This is a genomic window from Candidatus Hydrogenedentota bacterium, assembly GCA_019695095.1.
In the GTDB taxonomy this organism is placed as follows: Bacteria; Hydrogenedentota; Hydrogenedentia; order Hydrogenedentales; family SLHB01; genus JAIBAQ01.
Window position 1 is genome coordinate 1 of the sequence record JAIBAQ010000048.1, and the last position, 21,365, is coordinate 21,365.

Consider the following 21,365-nt stretch of genomic DNA (forward strand, 5'->3'; position numbering starts at 1 on the left):
CTATGGTCACCGGCATGCCCAACTCGGCGGCGGTCTTCGACGTGATGGGACCGATGGACGCGAACTGCGCCGTGAGCGCCACCGCATCGAGCCGCGTTGCGCCGAGTATCTCGGCAAAATTTCGCGCAGTGGACGAACTGGTGAACGTAACCAGATCGGGACGGTACGCGGCGAGTTGTTCGGCCAATTCGTCGGAGGTCTTGGGCGCGACGGTGCGGTACGCGACAAGTTCGGTGACAACAGCGCCGCGCTTGCGCAGCTCTTCGGGCAGAAAGCTCCGCGCAATGTCCGCGCGCGGCAACAAGAAACGCTTGCCCTCTAGTTCGCCTTCGCGTTGCACGAGCGCTGTCAGCAGATCTTCGGCCACATATTTCTCGGGCATCAAATCGACGTTAAGAAACCGTTTGCGTACGGCCTCTGCCGTCGCGGAACCAATCGCGCACAGTTTCACGTTCGCGAGGTCTCGCGCATCCTGACCAAGTTCTTCCAATCGCTCGAACAGCATCTCGACGCCGTTCACGCTGGTCATCACGACCCAGTTGTACGTGCCGATGTAGTCGAACGGTTCCGAGATCGGCGCGGGTTCGATTTCGATGGTCGGAAACTCGAACACGTCCGCGCCGAGTTCGTACAGACGCCGCACCAGTTCGGCCGCCTGCGCGCGCGCGCGCGTCACGACGACGCGCCGCCCGAAGAGCGGACGGCTCTCGAACCAGCTCAGTTGATTGTGAAGTCGAACCACATCGCCGACGACGACCAAGGCGGGCGGGGTGGGTTTCTCGCGGTCGCAAACCTCTTCCAGCGTCGCCAACGTCGCAACGATGGTGCGTTGCTTGGGCAACGTGCCCCATGTAATCACGGCGGCAGGAGTCTCGGGCGCTCGCCCCAGCGCGATGACCTGCTTCACCAGCGTCGGGAGATTCTTCACGCCCATGAAGAAACACAACGTACCCTGCACGGCGATATGCGCAAAATCCGTCTCTTCTTCATCAAGCAGGTCTTCGTCGTGACCCGTGATGAACATGCAACTTGTAGAAAGACCGCGGTGCGTCACGGGGATTCCCGCGTAGGCGGGCACGGCGATACCGGCCGTAACGCCCGGCACGACCTCGTAGGGTATGCCGTTCTCCGCCAACGCCAGTGCCTCTTCGCCGCCGCGTCCGAACACAAACGGATCGCCGCCCTTGAGCCGCACGACGCGCTTGCCTTGCCGGGCGAGATCGATCAGTAGGCGGTTGATTTCCTCCTGCAGCAGCATGTGTTTGTCCGGAGATTTTCCGGCGAAGATCTTCTCGGCGTTGGGCGCGTACTCGGTCAACACTTCGTTCGACAGCGCGTCGTACAACACCACGTCGGCGCGCTCGAGGCACTCTTTGCCGCGCACGGTCAAGAGGCCGGGGTCGCCTGGCCCCGCTCCAACAAGAAATACTTTTCCGGTTACATCGCTCATCGCACCGATGCGATGATCGCAGCCGCGCCGTTCGCGATCAAGGCCTCCGCCGCTTGGATGCCGAGCGATTCCGCTTCGTCGGCGATTCCCCGCTCCGTAGTCCGCAGTACCTTCTCGCCGTCGGGAGTGCACACGCAGGCCGTCAATTCGAGTTCGCCGCCGTTCAGACGCGCCAATGCCCCCAACGGAACCTGGCACCCGCCTTCAAGCGTTGCCAGACACGCGCGTTCCGCGCGCACTTCCGCAAGGGTCTGCGAATCCGTCAACCGTTGCAGCAATGCCAACGTCTTGGCGTCATCGGCGCGCGCTTCAATACCGAGCGCCCCTTGCGCCGGCGCGGGAATCATGACGTCGACATCGAGCGCGTAGAGCACGGCATGGCCCAGCGCGAGGCGGTTCAATCCGGCGCACGCGAGCACGGCCGCGTCAACGGCGCCCTCCTCCACGCGGCGCAGCCGCGTTTCCACGTTGCCGCGAATGGGCACGATTTCGAGATCGGAACGGTATGCGCGTAGTTGCGCGCCGCGCCGCAGGCTCGATGTGCCTACGCGCGCATTCGCGGGCAGGTCATCCACGCTGGTCCACTTCGAACACACGAAGGCGTCGTAGGGACTCTCGCGTTTGGGTACGGCGGCCAACGTAAGGCCCTCGGGCAACTCCGTGGGTAGATCTTTCAGGCTGTGCACGGCAAGGTCGATGCGTGCATCCTGCAACGCGACTTCGAGTTCCTTGGTGAAGAGTCCCTTGCCGCCTATCTGTGCGAGCGGGGCATCGAGAATCTTGTCGCCTTTCGTGTGGATGATCTCTACCCGCACCTCCAGCCCGGGTTCCAACGCGCGTATCGCATCGGCGATGAAATTGGACTGTGTCAGAGCAAGTTTGCTGCCTCGGCTGCCTATAGTCAGCGATCGTGTCATACTGCCCGGATCTCCCTGCCTGCAATTGGTCTCATCACGGCGTCTCGCGAAGTCCGAACAGACGTTTCACCAGGTGCAGCACGGTATTCGGATCGTGATGGGCTACTTCGCGCTTCAGTTGCGTCATGGGACGCTGTAAAATCGCATTGACGATGCGTTTCGACAAATACGCAATCTCGTCGCGCTGCTTGTCCGTCAAATCCGGAAGCGAGGCAAGCGTCTTGGCGAGTTCGCGCTCGCGAATCGCGTGCAACTCCTCCGACATGGAAACGATCGTCGGCTCCGCAACCAACCCCTGATGCCACTGCCAGAAGTTGTCGACGCCCGCGTCGACAATTTCCACGCACTTCGCGATTTCCTTCCTGCGCGCCTCCAAATTGCTTTCCGTGACCTGCTGCAGACTGTCGATGTCATAGAGATACACGTTGTCGAGCTCGTTGACGCTCGGATCCACGTTGCGCGGTACCGCGATATCGATCACGAACATCGGCGCGTGCGCCCGATTACGCAAGGCTTTCTCGAAGTCGGGCTGCTTCAACAAGTAGTCTCGCGCGCCCGTAGACGTAATGATGATGTCGGCGCGGTGCAGATGGTTGTCGAGATCGCTCAAGGCAATCGGCTCGCCGTGAATGCGATCCGCAAGTTCGGCGGCCTTCTCTTGAGTGCGATTCACGAGCAACACATGCGACACGCCGCGCGAGACAAGGCTCTTGAGCGCAAGTTCGCCCATCTTGCCCGACCCGATCACCATCACGGTCTTGCCGGTGAGATTGATAAAGATAGAAACGGCAAGATCGACGGCCACACTGCCCACGGATACTTTGCCTTCGCTGATGCCGCTGCGCGACCGCACGTCTTTCGCAACGGAAAACGCGCGTTGAAACAGTTGGCTGATGATCTTGTCGGTGGACTGCTCGGCCTGGGCAATCAGATAGGCGTCGTGAACCTGTCCCAGGATTTGGCCTTCTCCCACGACCAGGCTGTCAAGACTCGACGCGACATGGAAGAGGTGACCGACGGCGTCGCGGCCATCGCGCTCGTAGAGCATCTCCGCAAACTCGCCTTCAGGGATGCCGTGCCACTCGCTGAGAAAGCCGCGAATGCGCGAGAACGAATCGTCGCATGCTTCGGGCGTATTGGCGTAAATCTCCACACGGTTGCACGTGCTGAGAATGACAACGCCGGCATCGTCCAAGTGCCTGCGCAGACGCAGAAGCGCCGCCGGCAACTGGGCTTCGGGAAAATGAAGGCGTTCCCGGAGCTCAACCGGACTCGTATGATGGCTCAATCCTGAGACCACCAGGCTCATGAAGAGGTGCTCCAGAAATTGTAGTCCTGCACGTCGAACAGCCCGAGCACAAGATACCCGGCCAGCATGATCGTAAACCCGACAAAGACAAGATAGGCGAGCCGTTGTCCGCGCAACTGTCCGCGCCTTCGCGCGTGAAACGCTGTCGAATACAACAGCACCATGAACGCAGCGCGGAAAATCTTCGGCGACAGGAACCAATAGGGGCCGAGAGCGTCGCGGTCGATGTAGGCCCAGATCATGCCAAGCACCAGCGTGATGCCAAAGAAGATGTAACCCAGCGCGATGAGAAAGTAGAGCGTCTTATCGAGTTGCTCGAGGGCAGGCAGCTTCTTCACCAGCCCCGACGTGCGTATTTGCTTCAATCCACGCGCCTGAACCACATAGGCGATGCTGGTGATACTCGCGACAAAGAACAACGCGTACGCCAGCACGGCCAATCCCACGTGCACGGCAAGGAACGCGCCGTTGAGTTCTTTCGGTTCGCTGTGGAGGTCGCTAAACGCGATGACGGCGTTCACGGTGAACAAGGCAACCAGCGGTGGCGTGTAGAGGCAGAGGATAGCGTGTTGCGCGCCCCGGTGCGCCACGATAGCCACGACAAGCGACGTAAGGACGATAAACAGGTTTAACGCGTCGGCCATTGTCGTCAAAGGCAAGCGCCCCCACGCGATCCAGCGCAAGGCGATCGTGGTGGCAAGGACGACGGACCCGATCATGACCAGCACGTGGGTCACCCGCAGAATCCGCTTGCCCCCGCTGTGCAGGTACCATCCGGCGGTGGCTGCGGACGCCACGTACAGAAAGAACGCTAGTGAGAAGGTTCCGTAAATGGCCGATGTCATGGTTCCACTCTCTCAAATTTGCTTCCGGGGACATACTTGCTTTCGGACGCTACAGAATAGCGGGCTTTGCGGGTCAATTGCCAATATGAAGAGACAGGAGAAGACGCATTGCACGAAAGCATCCGGATTGAAGACTGGCATGTAACGCCTTAAACCGTTGAATCAACTAGATGTGAAGTAAGTTCAGCGGCCTGAGTTCGAATTACCCTGAGGTTTTGCGTTAGCGTAAATGGTAAGGGCAGATAACGTATGAAGAAGTGGCGGGTATAATACATGGGCCATCGAGGGAGTCTTCCTTTGGTTGGCGAATCGTAGTGTTCGACGAGGCAGTGGAGTGGTAAGACGTGCGTAACCTATTGATTATTCTAGGATTGGCTGTGCTGGCGGTCCAAGCGGGCAGTGCTCAGGACTATGCGGACATGGTGGTCGCCCCTGCAGTGACCTCCAAAGCGGAACTTGAAGCCCAACTGAATCCCCTGCCAAAGTCAACGCTCGCCAAATACATGGAACGCATCGGCCGAACCAATACCTACGCCGAAATGGAAGGTCAAAACGCCTTCCTGCAGCAATATGCCGAGGCCGAAAAGAACTTCATGGTCGGCGCGGGGTACCCTGTCGATCAGGGTTCGGAGGATCTCTTCGGCGAGGGATTCGTCGATGGCGCGTACACCGTCCATCAAGCGGCCATTACCTCGATTGACGCGTACGCCTTGCGCCTTCACGTTGACTTGTCGCAGTTGCAGGACGGCGAAGAAGTCTGGGTAGTCGACCTGACTGGGCCGCGTGCTTTTGGGCCGTTTACGGCCGCCGACAACACCGATGATGGACGCTGGCTGCCCACGACCGAAGGCGAGTCATGCGTATTGATGGTGCGAAGCGCCACCGGGTCGCTGCCAGAGGTGCGTCTGATCGAATTCTCCCACTTTTTCAGAAGCTTCGAGCAAACCTTAAAAGCGCTTTCGTGCAATAACAACATCAATTGCGACTCCACCACCGCCGTCCAGACAGCATCGACCGGCGTTGGCATGATCGTCATACCCTCGGGATCCGGCGATTCGGCCTTGTGCACGGGCTCGCTCATAAACAACGCGGACACCGCGGCACTTGAGCCATACTTCCTTACCTCCGCTCACTGCGTACCAGAGACAGCTTCTGCAAGCGGGGTCGATATCGTGTGGGACTGGCGCTCCACGTCGTGCGCGAACTACACCCCACCCTCCTTGTCGGGTATGCCGCGCAGTAACGGAGTCAAGATGCTGGCATCCAGCGGCACCTACGACCTGACGCTCATGCAGTTGGACACGGTGCCGTCTGGAACGAACGGCAGGGCTTACCTCGGCTGGGACGTCCGCGACCCAATCGTCAATGAACCCATCATCGCGATCCATTTTCCGGCAGGCACCGCGCAGCGGATATCTTATGGCACCGTAGTCTCCATCGATCAGACCTTCGATTCCTACCAGAATGAAACCAAGGTACATTGGGACGATGGCGTCACGGAAGGTGGCTCCTCGGGCAGCCCGCTTCTGTTCGTGAATTCGAGTTATCGCATTACGGGAACCCTCAGCGGCGGCCCAACCCACTCGTGCAGCAACACCACTGGGAATGTGGATTGGTACACGTCATTGCGGGATTTCTACAGCCAGATTCAAGACTATCTGACCGGGACGACCCCTCCCGACCCCGGCAGCGACCCTTCGACCGGGTGCGCGGCCGCGAAGGCATTTGTCGATAACCCGCAGGTATTGCAGGACTTACGCGCCCTTCGCGACGAGGCCCTCGTCAAGACCTCTTGGGGCAAATCGCTCGTGGATGCCTACTACGCGAATTCTCCCAAGGTGGCCACCGCCGTGGACGAATCGCCCTCGGCGCGCACGGCGTTTCGCTTGATGGCCGCACCCTTTGCAGCCTTGGGCGGACTGCTCTCAAGATAGCAGCGGAAGAGTCAGGACCCCCTGTGGGCCGGGTATCCTCGAATACCCGGAATTTCGACCTATTTTCTGCTTTGGATTTGCCCCTGGCAGGTGCTACACTGGCGGCCCCTTATAGACCTTCACACGGTAAGGAGCCGCATCATGAAGAAATGTCAGATCCCCCCTCTGACCTCCTGGATTCTGGTCATCGCATTGTGTCTTTCCTTTTGCGGATGTTCGACATCGTTGTCACCGTCGACCGATTCCGCGGTGGAAAAGTCGTCGCAAACTCCGCTTGACGAGTACGTAGCCAAACCCGATCCCGCGTTCACTTACGATCCAAAACCTGCACGAGAAGACCAAAAAGACGCGTATACGGCGCGTACTTACCACTTGGTTTCCCAGGAGTGGCTGGACACCACGAAGGTCGATCGCACCAAGTGGGAGCACTGGGTAATCGTTGTCATTCCGAAGGAGGTCAAGTACAACCAGACGCTCCTCTTCATCGGCGGCGGCGGCAACGGCGGCCAAGACGTGCCCGAAGCCGACGGCATGCTGGCGCAAGTGGCCGTAATGACCAAATCGATATTGGTGGAGATCAAACAGATCCCCAACCAGCCGTTGCACTTCACGGAAGAGAAAGATGAACAATACAAGGAATCCGGGAGAAAGGAAGACTCCCTAATCGCTTATGGCTGGGACAAGTTCCTGGTGACGCAGGATCCGATTTGGCTGGCCCGCCTACCCATGACCAAAGCCGTTGTGCGCGCCATGGATTTGGTCCAGAAGGAGTACCCTCAAATCACGGGCTTCTTCGTGTGCGGCGGCTCCAAGCGGGGTTGGACCACCTGGACTACTGCTGCAGTCGACAAACGCGTGGTTGGCATCGCGCCGGCGGTGATCGACGTGCTGAACGTGGCGAAGTCGCTCGACAACCATTTCGCCGCGTACGGATTCTGGGCGCCGGCGGTTGGCAATTACGACGAAATGCATATCATGGATCGGATGCACACGCCGGAGTTCAAGGCATTGGAAGCGGTTGTCGACCCGTATTCCTATATCGACCGGTTGACCATGCCCAAGTACATCATCAACGCGGCAGGCGACCAGTTCTTCCCGCCGGACTCGTGGAAGTTTTATTTCGACGACTTGAAGGGCGAGAAATACCTCCGCTACATACCGAATACCGATCACGGTCTTTCGCCGGAAGCCTATTTCAACATGGCGTCGTTTTATAACGCGGTTCTCACCAACACGCCGCGTCCAAAGTTCACCTGGAGCAAGGGAGCGGACGGCTCGCTCGAGGTACGCTGCGAAGACAAACCCACGCAGGTCTTGCTGTGGCAAGCGACAAATCCCGAGGGACGCGATTTCCGTCTGGAGAAAATCGGCAAGGCATACGTGAGTTCTCCCGCCGAGGAGACCGAGCCGGGCGTGTACCGCGCCGCAATACAGGCTCCCGAAAAGGGTTATACGGCCTTCCTGTTGGAGATGGAATTCCCGAACCCCGGATTCCAATCTCCGTTCAAGTTCACGACTGGCATCAGCATCGTCCCTGACACGTATCCAGGCGCGAAATAGCGCGCTTTGGTTATGACATGAAGCCGTCTCGGACGCTCGTACTGGGCGCTCCGAGACGGTCCTTTTCTTGTGAGCGGACTTCTCCGTTGCGCCGCCTTTCGCCGGTTCGTATGATGTGGGCTCGGTTTCGCCAGAAACCGGCCCCGCGACGGCGTGAAGCAATTCTTGCCAACCTTCCTGCGGGGTGAGGGGGAATCCACGGTTAAACAGCGGTGTCGAAATGTTGCAGTAGGAGGTTGCAGTGAGCAGTACAAAGAAGTACGGATTTACCCTGATCGAGTTGTTGGTCGTAATCGCCATTATCGGCATCTTGGCGGCGATCCTGTTGCCCGCGTTGGCGAGGGCTCGCGAGGCCGCGCGCCGCGCATCGTGTCAGAATAACCTCAAACAGATGGGCGTAATCTTCAAGATGTATTCGGGGGAATCCAAGGGTGAATTGCTGCCCCCGATACGAACGGCCATCATCGATCTCACGATACCCTTGGTAGACGGCTGCAACGGACCCAACGCCGACGCCTCGTTTGCGCGCGCAACAACGCCCCATGGGCCCGCGATTTATCCGGAGTACCTCACCGACTTCAACACGCTCATTTGCCCGTCCGATCCGCGCAGCAGCAAGGTGGATTCGGGCGAGTGGTGGCACTGCCCCGAAAACGACGCGACGAGTCCGATCAATCCGTGGCTCGTGCACAACATGTCGTACATCTACTACAGTTGGGCGCTTTCGCCCGAGTTGTACCTCGCGGACATCGCAAACCTCAACAACCCCGAAGACGATATTGGCGCCTTTCTCGGCCTGCTCAATCCCGCGTTTCTGGACGTCGTGACGGAACTCGTTACGCGCGTCGGCGAAGCCTACACGACCGCCGATTACTCCGTTTTCGACGAAGACTTCGACGTCGGTGGAAGACCGCTCTACCGTTTGCGCGAGGGCATCGAACGCTTCTTCGTCTCCGACATCAACAACGCCGCTGCCTCCTCGAAGGCCCAGAGCGACCTGCCGATCATGCACGACGACATCAACGCCAACGTTCAATTGAATGGCGGCAGCTTCAACCATATCCCGGGCGGGGCGAATGTCCTCTACCTTGATGGACATGTCTCGTTTCTCAAGTATCCCAGCGATTGGCCCGTAGCCAGCTCGTGGGCCATGATGATGCGCGCTATCGATACGCTGTAGTCCGTTATTTGCTGCCACGCGCCGCCCTCATCCAGGGGGCGGCGCTGTTGTTTTGAAAGTCTTCGCCAAGGCGACTATACTTTCTCCTCACCCCTGAAATAGGCGTAATTCGCGAGGTTTCCTTGAACGACAGTCTCCTCGAAACATCCCCGGATGCCGCGGGAGCAAGTATTCGCGTCGCACCGGTTCGAGGTCTGATTCCCGCCGTGAACGCGAAGGGCTCGCCGTTTCCGCAGGTCGTATTGAACAAGTGGATCCGGCTGAGCCGAACCGCCTACAAGACGCCCAAGATCGATGTGTTTTTCGACGCATTCAACGCGGGCGTCTTCCGTGAGATGACCGCGTGTGCCGACACGCTCGACACAAAGCTTTCGATCCGCACCAACTGCGCGTCCGCGCCTCCCAGCGCGGAGGAACTCAAGGCACTCGCCCCGTGGGACGTCTATTTGGCTGGGCCTTCGCCCTCCGATGCCAACGTCCGCGCATGGATGGACGCCTGCCGCGAATGCCGGATTCCGGTGCGTTTGCAGGTGCGCGCGCCGTTCGGGCCTGCCTTCAACGCCGATGCGTGGGCCACCGATTTCGCCGAGCATGGCGTCGTCTCCGTGAATGTGTGCCTCGCGGACCCCTTCGCGACCAGTTCGACAAAGCAGAATGGCACAGACCCAGATTGGGCAAGCCAGTCTGCTGCCCTTGCAGACGCCCTCCAGGCAAAGGGAATCGAGATCAATATAGTTGGCCTTCCATTTTGCGGAGTGGATGAGCGACTCTGGCCGAATGTGCTGAACTCACGCCAGTTCGTGCTGGATCATCAACAGTACCGCGAGAAGGCGTATCAACTCGCGCAGTTGCTGTATCGCCGGAGTCCGATTGTCGCGGGGAAGATCGTGACGATGCTTCTCGCGCGGCACACCCTCTTCAAAGACCCTATCGACGCGCGCGTGCTTCCGTTGCTCGTCAGCAGGCCCGTTCCCTACCTGTGGGCCGTTGCGTGGCGAAAACTGACGCGGCATCTGCGGTTCATTCCGAAGACACCACACATCCGCCCCTCCGACGACATTCTCGACAATGCGGCCTTCGCGCAGGCAGACGACCGAACGAAACTGGATGGCGATCCGGTATGCGGTACGTGTTGCATGCGGCGCATCTGCGACGGCATTACTCCCGACGTCAAGCGCGTATGTCCGTCGCTCACGGCATTGCCGCGCGCAGGCGAACTCATCGTATCGCCCATGCACTTTTGCGCAGACCGCCCGAGATACTACGACGCGTTCGACGCGGGGCGCGGCAGGTTTACGGAAGGGCAGATCGCGCTTGCGAAGAAAGCAAACGACCTCACGAGCAACAGCATACCGACGCGGCGCATCACCCCGCGCGAATACGGCACGGATGACGCGATGTTCGCCCAGTTCGAGGGCGCGGTGCAGTGGCGTTCGCTCTCAAACGGCGAGAAACTCAGTTGGCCGCTGGCGCGCTTGACGGCCCCCTATACCGTGTCGGTTACGTTCGGAGGAGGGATTGCCGACTATATCGGCTTCAGCCTGGGACGGCATTGCCGCATCGTGTGCCCAATGGAGGCGTATCGACATACCTTAACGCTGCACGTCGAGGCGGACGGACACTACGTCTTTTTGCGCGATGGCCAACTCGTTCGCCCGACGGAGTTCGAGGGGCTGTTCTACGCGCCCGTGCGGTTGGCCTCGGCCACCGAACTGCGATTGTCCATATGGAACATCGAATCGGAGATCCTCAGCCAGTTTGTGGACATCTGGACAGAGGAGACCAGTGAAACCTCCGCCCTTCCAAAGCCAACGTATTCCGTGGTGATTGTCAGCACCCGCTATGCGCGCCGTTTGCAGGCCGTATTGCTGAGTCTCGCGAACCAGCGCGGGTTCGACATGCGCAAACTCGAAGTCATCGTGGCCTACGTGCCTGGCCTGGACCCCACCGATGACCTTCTCGACAGCCTGCAAATGACGCACCCGGATCTGCGTATTCATCGCTCGCCGTTCCAGGAGAAATACGCCAATTCCAAGGGCTTCATCATCAACGAAACCGTCAAGATGGCCTCGGGCGAATGGATCGTTCTCATTGACTCGGATATCGTTGTGCCGCCGAATATGTTTCAGAGCATCGACAAGTTGAAGACCGACAGTTACTTCCTCGCCGCGGACGGCCGCAAGATGTTATCGCCGGAAACAACAGCGAAAATACTGCTTGGCGAAATATTGCCGTGGCGCGATTGGGATGACTTGCTTTCCGATGCCAGCGAGTTCCGGCTGCGTGAAGCGCATGGAGTCCCTGTGGGCTTTTTCCAATGCGTGCGTGCGTCCTGCTGGGACAAAGTGCAGTATGAAGAACTGGATCACTTCGAAGGTTCGGACATGCGGTTCGGAGTGCGCATCATCCACACCTTCGGACCCCCGGTGCGCTTAAGCGGACTTCCGGTGCTGCATCTGGACCACGGCGGCAGCCAGTGGTACGGGACGATCAAGCACCGTTGACCAAGACTTCATTGTTGGGGGCAGCCGACCGACGGCGGGTGTTCAAGATTGGCGGTGTGTCTGCCGCTAAGGTAGAGTACGGGGTATGAGTTCACTTGTTTACAGCGACGCCTATGCGAGACAGGTTCGACGGGTACTGCCCGACCTGATTCGAAGCCGGGGCCTCATCTACGATCTAGTCTCCAAGGATCTTCGGGCACGGTATCGCAATACCGTGGTCGGGTTCATGTGGACGGTACTGCAGCCCCTTGCGTTCACGCTGATACTGACGTTTGTGTTTACTCATGTGTTTGCGGGAAGGGCTGCCGGATTGTCCGGCGACCATCCTATGATTGTCCACATCTTGTGTGGCCTTGTCTTCTGGCAAATGTTCGCGACCTCCGTCGGACGGGCGACGTCTTCACTGCTCGACAACCACGATCTGGTCAAGAAGGCCTATTTCCCGCGAGAAGTGATGCCGCTGGCGTCCATGGGCATCTGCATCGTGAACGGCATCATCGGTTTCCTGCTTTTCATGGTTGTGCGAATCTGGCTCGAAGGGGGATTCGGCTGGAACGCGCTATGGACTCCCGTGATCTTTCTTATCCAACTGATCCTCACGACTGGCATCGCGCTGTTGTGCGCATATCTCAATGTCTACTACCGCGACGTCGGTTACATCGTCGAGGTAGCGCTGACGTTCGGATTCTATGCAACGCCCATCTTCTACAGCATCGAACAAGTTAGCGCCGCGGCGGGCAATTCGCTTGCACTGAAGTTGTACATGCTGAACCCGATGGTGGGGATCATCTCCTCGTTCCGGCAAGTTCTGCTGGACAATCGCGCGCCTTCGCTGGACCTAATGCTCTATCCTCTCGCAATCGCCGTAATCGTCCTGCTGCTTGGCATCGTGATGTTTCGACGTAACGCGGCCACCATCGCCGATCATCTCTAATGCCCATCATCGAATTAGAAAATGTAGGCAAGAAATTCGCCACGCGACGCGGCACCGGCATGCTGCTGGGACGCCGCGGACTGTTCGACACGTTGCGGGGCCGCAAAACCGAGTACTTTGACGCGTTGCGTGGAATCACGTTCAACGTGGAACCAGGCGATTCGTTTGGAATCATCGGTCCCAACGGTTCCGGCAAGAGCACCCTGCTGAAGATCCTTGCGGGAGTCACGGCGCCGACCAGCGGTCACGTGCGGGTACACGGACGGATGGCTTCGCTTCTTGAACTAGGCGCGGGCTTCCATCCATTGCTCACGGGGCGCGAAAACGTCTACCTCAACGGCCGCATTCTTGGCATGTCCCACAAAGACGTTGACGGCGTGTTCGACCGTATCGTCGAGTTTTCGGGCATTGAGCCTTTCATCGACAACCCCGTGGAAACCTACTCCAGCGGCATGTTTGTGCGCCTCGCCTTCTCCGTGGCCGTACACGCCAACCCCGACATCTTCCTCGTCGACGAAGTTCTTGCCGTGGGCGACGAAGAATTCCAGCGCAAATGCCGCCAGCGCATCATCGATTTGCGCGACCAAGGAAAGACAATCATTTTTGTCTCGCACGATCTCGGATTGGTCCACGCGCTGTGCAACCATGTAGTTCTCCTCACCAAAGGCGAGATGGTCACCCGCGGATCGCCGCAACAAACCATCGAATACTACCTGCGGCAAACGGGGTCGCCGAAGGGAGTGCACACGTTCAAAGAGGGCAATCTGGATGCCATCTTTGCAAACGGGCGGATATCACTTTTCCGAGATCAGGTAGAAGTCAGTGCTTCTGGCGGCCTGCGCGCCGAGGTATATTCCATGGAGGCCTGCCATCAATGCCACGAGGCAACATGGACGGTCGTCGAGAAAGGGCCCTTCCACTGTGTGGCGCGCGGACGTATGCCACGCCTGCCCTTGGTCCATATCTGGAGAATGTGGATCGAGAATAACCGTCTAAAGTGGAGTGTGGCTGTTGAATGCGACCGTCCGACTCCGGTAACGCTTATTAATGCCAACCTCTTCTTCCCCGCGCTTTACCGCGAATGGATCTACGGCGACTTAGAGGGCGTCTTTCCAGACCATCTCCCGACGGATACATTCTGGACATCCGTGGCGTCGTACACCGCCCCGTGCAGGGAAGCTGCGCTCTTTGCTCCTGACGATTCGGTCTTTCCCAACATCGACATTGCCGTAGAATCGCTTTACCCGTTTGTCCGCCTATTCTGGTACAACAGCGATTATGTCGCTGGTTCCCGCGTTCTCCAGATCAATGCACAATTCCCCGCGCAGGAAGCGCGTTTACCAAAAGGTCGAACCGAACTCTTTGAGGCCTCTATTGACCTGGGTTCCTCAAAGGCAACTATTCATTCCCGAACACAGACTGTTCGATCGGTGAACTCAGGCGATGTTTCCTGTTATTTCGAGCGGGGGTCCATCCGAATATCCTATCGGGGAGAGGAACTCACAAGTTTCGGGCATGTTTACTCCTCGCTGCTCATCGGCCGTCTGTGGAACGACAGTATCGGCCTTCAGTGGGGAAGTGCTGAGCGAATCGGCGACACGTTGCGAATATCGGGCGAATCCAGAAGGATACCGTTTCACCTCACTTGGGAAATTTCGCCGTGCGTTTCGGGTTTCGATCTTTCACTCTGGCTGGACACTCTGGATGTTCTCGACGTCCAGGAATATCAAGTCAGCGTTATGCTTCGCGACTCGTACGATCATTGGGAAAGCGAGCATGAATCAGGGATCTTTCCGCAAGTTGCCACAAGTCAAAAGGACTGGGTTCATCTGAACACAGACTATAGTCCGGGAGGCAGAATCTCGGCGTGGGGTCCGTCACTGCCAAAGGTAACCTTCTCAGGCAAAGCCACGGTTAGCCATCCCCGGATGACAGCCCTTAACACCGCCCATTTCGAGAATGCTCGTGTACTTCAAGCTCTCCACACTCCTGCCCGGCTTGTCTTTCATGTAGATAAGGGAAGACATCTCTTGTTCTCTGGGACAATCTCGATTGAGGCTACCTAGTCCGGATTTCTCGCGAACGCCCGCAAACCCATACCAAAACCAGTGCAATCGTCATACTTGATACTTCGTGTGAGGCAGTTCTGCATAGACAGATTGTGTTCGTGAGAAGAAGTCCGAATGGCATAGCCTCAACGTCTTGTACGTCACCCATTTGCGCCGACGGTCGGGTCCAATCGTACAAATTACGATCTAAAGCTCCGGTAGCCATGACGACGCCGATAGGGCAATCCTCCCGATAGGCATCGGAGGCTTGGTCTTTACGACCATGTTGTCACGAGAAGATGCTCAGTGTTTCTTGCGGGGAAAGTACTCGGCGACCAAATAGTCGGCTAGCGCCGCACCGACTTCTCGCGCGCCAGCCGGAGAGAAGTGGCCATCTTGACGATAGAAAACTTCCAACCTCTCTTCTTCTGGCAGTGCCAGTAATGCATCCGTTACTTTCGCGTAGGGAATTCCAGCGGATTGGAAACACTCCTGCGTTACGCGAATGTCCTTGTTCATTACGTATTGGTACCCGTGACTCTGTTCATTCAAGACTACCCACGCTTGTGGGAAAAGCGAGATCTCATCCGAGTGCGCAAACCCAATTAGGTCGACGCCTCTGCTATCGCATTTCTCCTTTAGCGCACGAATGTCCGCACACATCATCTCGAATGCCTCGGTGAGTTCCGGGTACCACTCGACAAGACATGGTTCGCGTAACCAATGTCTATCGGTTTTGGGCACAAGTCTTGGGTATTTGTACTCGGGCATCATGCGAAGGTCCGCGAGGCATTTCATCACGGGACCTTCATAGTTATAGTTCGTCGAGATTAAGGCATATACGTTCGAGTGCGTCTGCAGCCATCGCTCTGCCAGGATTGGGAACTCATTCTGTCTTCGGAAATTGTAATAACAACGTTCCCACTGCACATCGAAAGTTGGCAGCAGCTTGTTCAAGCGAGAATACGTTCCCGCTATGTCGTTTGACGGAAAGATCTGCCAGATCACCAAGTCTGGCTCAAGCTTGAATCCTCGTTCTTGCAGAAAGCCTGCCTCCTGCCACGGCGCGTAACCTCCAACGCCCATGTTTATTACAACAATACGCTTGCCGATCCCTGCACTCGCAAGCCGGCGCTCCAGAACACGTGCGTACGTTTCGTCCGTCTTCAAACCGTGACCCATCGTATATGAGTCTCCCAGCATGATGATGCGGAATTCATCGGGTGACTTTGGACCGTAAATGCGATCATCACGAATGCCTTGCTCTGAAATACTAACCGGTACGGTAATCCGCCGGTCGTCGTTGTCGATCAGCGTGATCGCGCCTTTGCTGCCTGGCCTCAATGTAAAGACATATTCCGGCACCGGTTCATAACATTTGGATGGCTGGGCTGGGGCCGGAGCTACATACCGAGAACCGAATTCTAGAATTGCCAGTCCGATCGCCGTGGAAACCGCCATAACGACCGCGCTACCTACGTCCATTCTGGTTCTCGTGCCAGGGAGTCGTGACAACGACCTCGCGGCACAAGAGAGCTGCACGGCGGCACAGGTCAGGATGATTAAGTTCGCCGAGCGAAAGAGCATAAGAAACAGCGCAGCGATTAGACATGCAAGCATTGCCAAGCGAATTCCCACACCGTTCTTTATGCCGAATGCCGAAGCGACCCGGCCATGCTCGGTCACGGAAACAAGACGGGAATTGAAGAATAGAAGAATCCCTAACACGGTTTGTGCGCACAAGAATACTGCTGTGGTCGCTTGCGCCGGAAAGAATCCAACAGAAAGGATGAGCAACGCGACGCCCGTCAGAGAAATTGCCAGAAACAGAGGACTTGCGACAAGGCAGATAGGCAGCATCAGCAAAACTAGACTTGAGTTTGTGAGGACGTAGTACGTGTACGGAATCAGTATAAAGCCAAAACTTCGCAGCACGTGCGAATACAAGTAAGCATGCCTCCCGTTTACGTTACTTTTCACACGGCTATTCCTAGAGCGCTCCGCCTTTATTGTTCTGCTATTCGTGACCGCAAATCCAAGTTGTTGATGCTAGTACACGAAGCGTTTCTATGGCAATTCGCACAACGCCTTCGAACAACGCCTTCTTCTCTTCTGCCATCAGACTTGTCTATAATCTATTCTGTGGAGTCAGCGACTATGCGAACACTGTACCGGGCAGGTAGGTGTTAGTGGCTCGTAATTGCCTTCTGGCCATGCGTGGAGACTATCTATGAACTCAAACACCAATACCGCCCCCCCGCTCCGATCTGACGCGAAAAACCTTTCTGCGACGGCACCTCTTGAGAGGACAACGATTCGCACACTCACAAAGCGTGGAGTCTTGTGGTTGGGACAGACCTGCAATCAACGTTGTTACTTCTGTTATTTCCTAACCCGTGTTGCCGATGCCCACCATCCCGAGCACCCGTTCATGTCGTTGGAGAAGGCCAAAGAAATCTGCAAACGGCTTCGCTATTTTTACGGTAATACCTCTATTGACATTCAGGGTGGCGAGCCAACAATCTACCCCGACATTCTTGAACTCATCAGGTATTGCCGCGAAATTGGCTTGTATCCGACTCTGATTACCAACGGTCTGCAATTGGCCAAGCCCGGCATTCTCGAACAATTTCGCGACGCGGGCATTCGTGATTTTCTCGTTAGCCTTCATGGCATCGGCGAACAGCATGATCTTGTCGTCGGTAAGAAGGGGGCCTATGAGAAAATCACGACTGCTATTCAACGCATGCGCGAATTGGGAATTCCGTTCCGGCTGAACTGCACGATGTCCAAGCCCGTCGTACCGCTCTTACCGGAGATCGCGCGGCGGGCCGTCGAATACAGCGCGCGCGCGGTAAACTACATCGCGTTCAACCCGTTCGAGGATCAGGATTCCGGTATCCGAACACATGAAAACGTCGCTCGGTATTCGGAGATTAAGCCGTATCTCACTGAGGCCATGGACATTCTGGAAGCAGCTTCCATCGAGGTGAACGTACGCTACGTTCCGTTGTGCGTGGGCGAGGCACGCCATCGAAAAGGCTTCTACAATTTCCAACAGCTTCCGTACGATCATCACGAGTGGGACTACGAAAGCTGGATGTGGACCGGACTACGCCCAGAGCGAATGCGGGACGGGAATCTCGTGCCGGTATACAGGATGGGTCCGTTGGCGGATCGCGTGTTCCGCGGTCATGTGGAGTTGATTCGAGACAATTATTACCGCCGTCCGTGGCGCGGTCGATTCCGGTTTGGCGCGCAACACGTTGTCGGGCGATTGACGCAGGCTATTCGCGGAAAGGACATACTCTATCGTGAGGAAGCGCGAAAGCGGGCTTCACAGGATCTGCACTACAAGCACGATAACGGATGCAGCAAGTGCGCTGCACGTGAAATTTGCGATGGTTTTCACGGAGACTATGCGCTGCTATTTGGTACCTCGGAGGCGACTCCCATTATCGAGGACAGGACCGCAACGAGCCCTCTTCACTACATTCAGCATCAGGAGAAAGTGGTAGAGCCGGAAGACCGGCAATGGGCGTTGAAAGGATAGGTCCACGAGTCACTCGTATCGGAGTTTGCTCTCGGCTTGCCGGCGAGTATCGTTCGGCCAATTCCGGAGGTAGTCTGCGGAAACGAGAATCATGAGTCGTTTCTAATTGATGAGTATTTAAGATCTGGTTGCGGGCGGTTCTCATGATGATCCCCGAGTGCTTCGTCTTGATACGGTTCGTTGCTCCCCCCTCGGCTCGTTGCTATAATCGCGCCAATTTAAAAGCATGATTTGCAGTGGCCAATGCTGGCCACAGAAGGGTTTCAGCGTGGCGAGTTCTTTCCTGGCTAAATGGCGCAGGCGGTTGGGTCTCTATCGTGACATTGGGTTTCTCTACCGAACCGGGTTCTTCACAAATTCCGTTACTGCGTGCCCAATCTGCGCAAGCTCCGACGTCATTTTCGAAGCCAAGAACGATGTAAGCGAGCTCGATCGCTGCAAGAAGTGCAATCACGTGTACACCCGCAAGCAGCCTCGCGATTACATACTCCGCATTATGTATGGCGACTTCGGCTACTGGGTGAAAGACAAGGCGCATCAGGGCATTCACTCCGTGGAATATGGCCCCCAATGGGAAGGATTCATCAAAGCACGTGTCGGCATAATGGAGCGGTGCGGTATGCTGGACGGAAAGGAAGCGAAACGCTTCTTCGAAATTGGCTGCTCGGAAGGAATCCTGCTTAAAGCGCTGGTTGATCGCGGTCACCAGGCATCCGGTTGCGAAATGAACGTGGCAATTGCCGAGGCCGGACGTCGCTCGCTGGGAGTCGATATCTCTTCCGAGAAATTCGAGAATCTCCGTCTGGATGACTCGTGTTTTGACGGAATTGTCTCTTTCCACACGGTGGAGCACGTCAATTCTCCGCATTCCGTCTTAAAGAAGTCAGCCAAACTCCTGAAGCCTTCAGGTGCCATTCTGATTGAGGTGCCTATCGGCGAAGAAGAGTATGCCAATACTGACCACCTTCATTTCTTTTCTCGCGAATCGCTTCGCGCGCTTCTTGACACTTATTTCGAGGAATCCGAAATCATTGACAACTGCTACACCAACTGCAATAACGTGCTTATTGGTTCTGTCTACGGATTTGGGCGCCGCCCTCGCCGGGGGTGAGCTTTGGCCGCAGGAACGGCCTCATTCGACTTCGCGAATGAGGGCAATGCGAGTGTGAAAACGGTGACTGCGAACACGGCCATCACTCGCACTTCATGTATGCGATTCAATACATATCTCCTGCGTGCAAAGTCCGAAATGGACTCCACCGGACTAACGAGGGCTGAATTGATCTTGGACCTGCATCCGAGGCAACGGCCGTGAGTACCCTAAGTAACCCCTCTACTGGCCGACAAGCGCCTTGAAGTCTTCGTTTCCTCGTAGATTGCTAAAGGAAGCGTCTTCTCTCGCATCGGCTTTCTTGCCGGGCGCCAGCTTAATGGCGCTCTTCAAGTATTCGATGCACTTGGCAACATCCTTGGTTTCCGCATACCAACAGGCAAGGTTGTACGCAGAGGCCGCAAGCAACGAATCCGCCTCCAGTTCGTTCGCTAATTCGTATCCAAGTTCGAAGTAGCGTTTAGAGGCACCGTAGTCGCCCGACATGCCGCAACACATGCCCAGGCCGTCGTAACACTTCCAGAGCGTCATTGGGTTTGCGATAGGTTGCGTCCGATGATTCTTCAGCGCTTGAAGGTAAGCCTTCATTGCATCATCGCGCTGTTCCGAGGCGAAATAATGTTCCGCAAGCATGACGGAACCCCACGAATTCAGCGGGTATTTCTCGACAAAGGCCTTAAGCGGCGCATCCACGTCGCCGGAGTTCCGGGCGGCGTTCAACTTCTGGACTAGCGACAACATGTCTGCCGGTTCTGTCGAATCGACAACCTGGAACGTTGCGAGAAGAAGCGCAATTTGTTCTTTGGAGTGTTTTGTGAGATCCGCGGAGAGGTGAATGTCGAACGATAGGTCGTTCTTTGCCGCGTAACCATTGATTTTCGTCATTGTACTCGGTCCAGACTTCCGATCTAACAAAACACACATTTCACCAGTGCTCGAAGTCTTCACCTTGGTTTCCTCGACGTCTGCGCCCGCCGGGACCCCGTATTTGGCTCGGACTTCCGACGGAGTTATGCCAAGTTTCTCCTCCTCCGAGATGATCGTAATAATAATGTCTCCTTCGGCGTCACCAGCGAGAATGGTCGCGCCTTGGAGTATCGGATGAGGCTTGAAGTCCTTGAGGTCGATACTGACTTCGTACGGCTTCTCGGGAACAAACACCCTGATACGCTCACCCTGCGCAAGAGGAGAGGCGACAACGACTGCCGCAAGCAGCAATGCAATTTGGGCCAATTTGCCGTTTGATTCCTTCTCGCGCGATCCGTTACGCATTCCACCCCCCCCCCTTTCATGACGCCGCATGACTTCGAAAAGCTACACCCCCACTCGATACAATCAGTCTAACTTTGCCTCCAGTATTATTACAATGAAGCTCGTCACACTCACGGTGTCCACGCGATCTCCTCTCCTTTGCGCAGGCTGTAGGGCTTGCCGGCCGCGACTTCATTCTGCAACAACTCCGGATACGGCAGATTGCGAAGGCTCGTCCACGTATCGGATTGACTGAAAAGAGACACGCCGTCGGCTCCGGCGTGACATAAATCCGATACGTTAGTTGCGCCTGCCCCCTACTTCGCGGAAGACTGCCGCTTACTCGTCCGGATACATCTCGGGGCGCAGGCCGATGTTGACGATGCTGCACGCGTTGACGACGTTGATGCCTTTCGCACGGGCGAGGTCCATTACTTCGGCGTCTTCGGAACCGGGATTGAAGAAGAGTTCGCCGGGATGTTTCGCGGCGATGGCGTCGAGCAGACCTTTGCCGACCGTAGGCGGTACGTACATCGATACGCGGTCGATGGGTTCGGGCACGTCGTCAATGCGCGCGAAGCACTTCAATCCTTCCACCTCGTCTGCCTTCGCGTTGACGGGATACACCGTCCACCCGCCGTCGCGAAACGCGCGCACAGCCTTGTTCCCATATTTCTTGCGGTCGGTCGATGCGCCGATGATGGCTATGGATTTGGGCATGGGCGAGTACTCCTTATTGACGTTTCGTGGTATCCGAGTTACGGCACGG

At 56.8% G+C, this 21,365-nt stretch carries 15 protein-coding genes; 8 read left to right on the forward strand and 7 right to left on the reverse strand.

The window, feature by feature from the left end; genetic code table 11:
* The 4 genes from cobA to K1Y02_10100 all read right to left on the reverse strand — a co-directional run.
* The coding region (gene cobA / locus K1Y02_10085) for a uroporphyrinogen-III C-methyltransferase (GenBank protein MBX7256699.1) at positions 1-1,450 on the reverse strand (1,450 nt) is incomplete at its 3' end.
* Complete coding sequence (gene hemC / locus K1Y02_10090; protein MBX7256700.1) at positions 1,447-2,367, reverse strand: hydroxymethylbilane synthase; 921 nt, start codon at positions 2,365-2,367, stop codon at positions 1,447-1,449. The genes cobA and hemC, both read right to left, overlap by 4 nt.
* Positions 2,368-2,401: 34 nt before the next feature.
* Complete coding sequence (gene hemA, locus K1Y02_10095) at positions 2,402-3,676, reverse strand: glutamyl-tRNA reductase (protein MBX7256701.1); 1,275 nt, start codon at positions 3,674-3,676, stop codon at positions 2,402-2,404.
* Entirely contained in the window at positions 3,673-4,521 is an 849-nt protein-coding gene (locus K1Y02_10100; protein MBX7256702.1) for a cytochrome c biogenesis protein, read from the reverse strand. The genes hemA and K1Y02_10100 overlap by 4 nt, the downstream gene beginning before the upstream one ends.
* Before the next feature lie 344 nt (positions 4,522-4,865).
* Here K1Y02_10100 and K1Y02_10105 point away from each other — a divergent pair, with 344 nt between their 5' ends.
* The 6 genes from K1Y02_10105 to K1Y02_10130 all read left to right on the forward strand — a co-directional run bounded on the left by K1Y02_10105 (position 4,866) and on the right by K1Y02_10130 (position 14,699).
* Positions 4,866-6,455: a serine protease gene (locus K1Y02_10105; GenBank protein MBX7256703.1), complete on the forward strand. Its 1,590-nt coding sequence runs from the start codon at positions 4,866-4,868 to the stop codon at positions 6,453-6,455.
* Between the two features lie 141 nt (positions 6,456-6,596).
* Positions 6,597-8,015, forward strand: coding sequence for a PhoPQ-activated pathogenicity-related family protein (locus K1Y02_10110; protein MBX7256704.1), 1,419 nt, complete (start codon positions 6,597-6,599; stop codon positions 8,013-8,015).
* Positions 8,016-8,256: 241 nt separating this feature from the next.
* Positions 8,257-9,195 carry a DUF1559 domain-containing protein gene (locus K1Y02_10115; protein MBX7256705.1) on the forward strand — a complete coding sequence of 313 codons (939 nt, stop codon included), beginning with the start codon at positions 8,257-8,259 and terminating at the stop codon, positions 9,193-9,195.
* A 122-nt stretch (positions 9,196-9,317) separates the two neighbouring features.
* Positions 9,318-11,699, forward strand: coding sequence for a glycosyltransferase (locus K1Y02_10120; protein ID MBX7256706.1), 2,382 nt, complete (start codon positions 9,318-9,320; stop codon positions 11,697-11,699).
* Positions 11,700-11,784: 85 nt separating this feature from the next.
* Positions 11,785-12,633 carry an ABC transporter permease gene (locus K1Y02_10125; GenBank protein MBX7256707.1) on the forward strand — a complete coding sequence of 283 codons (849 nt, stop codon included), beginning with the start codon at positions 11,785-11,787 and terminating at the stop codon, positions 12,631-12,633.
* A complete protein-coding gene (locus K1Y02_10130) occupies positions 12,633-14,699 on the forward strand; it encodes an ABC transporter ATP-binding protein (GenBank protein MBX7256708.1) in 2,067 nt (688 codons plus the stop codon). Before K1Y02_10125 ends, K1Y02_10130 begins: the two co-directional genes overlap by 1 nt.
* Before the next feature lie 285 nt (positions 14,700-14,984).
* Here K1Y02_10130 and K1Y02_10135 read toward each other — a convergent pair whose 3' ends face one another.
* Positions 14,985-16,166 (reverse strand): hypothetical protein, encoded by a 1,182-nt coding sequence (locus K1Y02_10135; GenBank protein MBX7256709.1) that lies wholly within the window; start codon positions 16,164-16,166, stop codon positions 14,985-14,987.
* A 745-nt stretch (positions 16,167-16,911) separates the two neighbouring features.
* Between K1Y02_10135 and K1Y02_10140 the strand changes: the two genes are divergently transcribed.
* Together K1Y02_10140 and K1Y02_10145 are read left to right on the forward strand one after the other, a co-directional pair.
* Positions 16,912-18,234, forward strand: a complete 1,323-nt coding sequence (locus tag K1Y02_10140; protein ID MBX7256710.1) for a radical SAM protein — start codon at positions 16,912-16,914, stop codon at positions 18,232-18,234.
* Between the two features lie 268 nt (positions 18,235-18,502).
* On the forward strand, positions 18,503-19,345 hold the full coding sequence (locus K1Y02_10145; protein ID MBX7256711.1) for a class I SAM-dependent methyltransferase: 843 nt from the start codon (positions 18,503-18,505) through the stop codon (positions 19,343-19,345).
* 222 nt (positions 19,346-19,567) lie between these two features.
* Here the strand turns inward: K1Y02_10145 and K1Y02_10150 are convergent, their stop codons facing one another.
* Together K1Y02_10150 and K1Y02_10155 are read right to left on the reverse strand one after the other, a co-directional pair.
* Positions 19,568-20,617: a tetratricopeptide repeat protein gene (locus tag K1Y02_10150; GenBank protein ID MBX7256712.1), complete on the reverse strand. Its 1,050-nt coding sequence runs from the start codon at positions 20,615-20,617 to the stop codon at positions 19,568-19,570.
* Positions 20,618-20,935: 318 nt separating this feature from the next.
* Positions 20,936-21,316, reverse strand: a complete 381-nt coding sequence (locus K1Y02_10155; GenBank protein MBX7256713.1) for a CoA-binding protein — start codon at positions 21,314-21,316, stop codon at positions 20,936-20,938.
* Positions 21,317-21,365: the final 49 nt, after the last annotated feature.

Coding starts and splice junctions, on each gene's coding strand:
- hemA (MBX7256701.1), bottom strand. CDS start 3,676: ATGAGCCTGGTGGTCTCAGGATTGAGCCATCATACGAGTCCGGTTGAG.
- K1Y02_10130 (MBX7256708.1), top strand. CDS start 12,633: ATGCCCATCATCGAATTAGAAAATGTAGGCAAGAAATTCGCCACGCGA.
- K1Y02_10100 (MBX7256702.1), bottom strand. CDS start 4,521: ATGACATCGGCCATTTACGGAACCTTCTCACTAGCGTTCTTTCTGTAC.
- K1Y02_10140 (MBX7256710.1), top strand. CDS start 16,912: ATGAACTCAAACACCAATACCGCCCCCCCGCTCCGATCTGACGCGAAA.
- K1Y02_10125 (MBX7256707.1), top strand. CDS start 11,785: ATGAGTTCACTTGTTTACAGCGACGCCTATGCGAGACAGGTTCGACGG.
- K1Y02_10150 (MBX7256712.1), bottom strand. CDS start 20,617: ATGCGTAACGGATCGCGCGAGAAGGAATCAAACGGCAAATTGGCCCAA.
- K1Y02_10135 (MBX7256709.1), bottom strand. CDS start 16,166: ATGGACGTAGGTAGCGCGGTCGTTATGGCGGTTTCCACGGCGATCGGA.
- K1Y02_10155 (MBX7256713.1), bottom strand. CDS start 21,316: ATGCCCAAATCCATAGCCATCATCGGCGCATCGACCGACCGCAAGAAA.
- K1Y02_10110 (MBX7256704.1), top strand. CDS start 6,597: ATGAAGAAATGTCAGATCCCCCCTCTGACCTCCTGGATTCTGGTCATC.
- hemC (MBX7256700.1), bottom strand. CDS start 2,367: ATGACACGATCGCTGACTATAGGCAGCCGAGGCAGCAAACTTGCTCTG.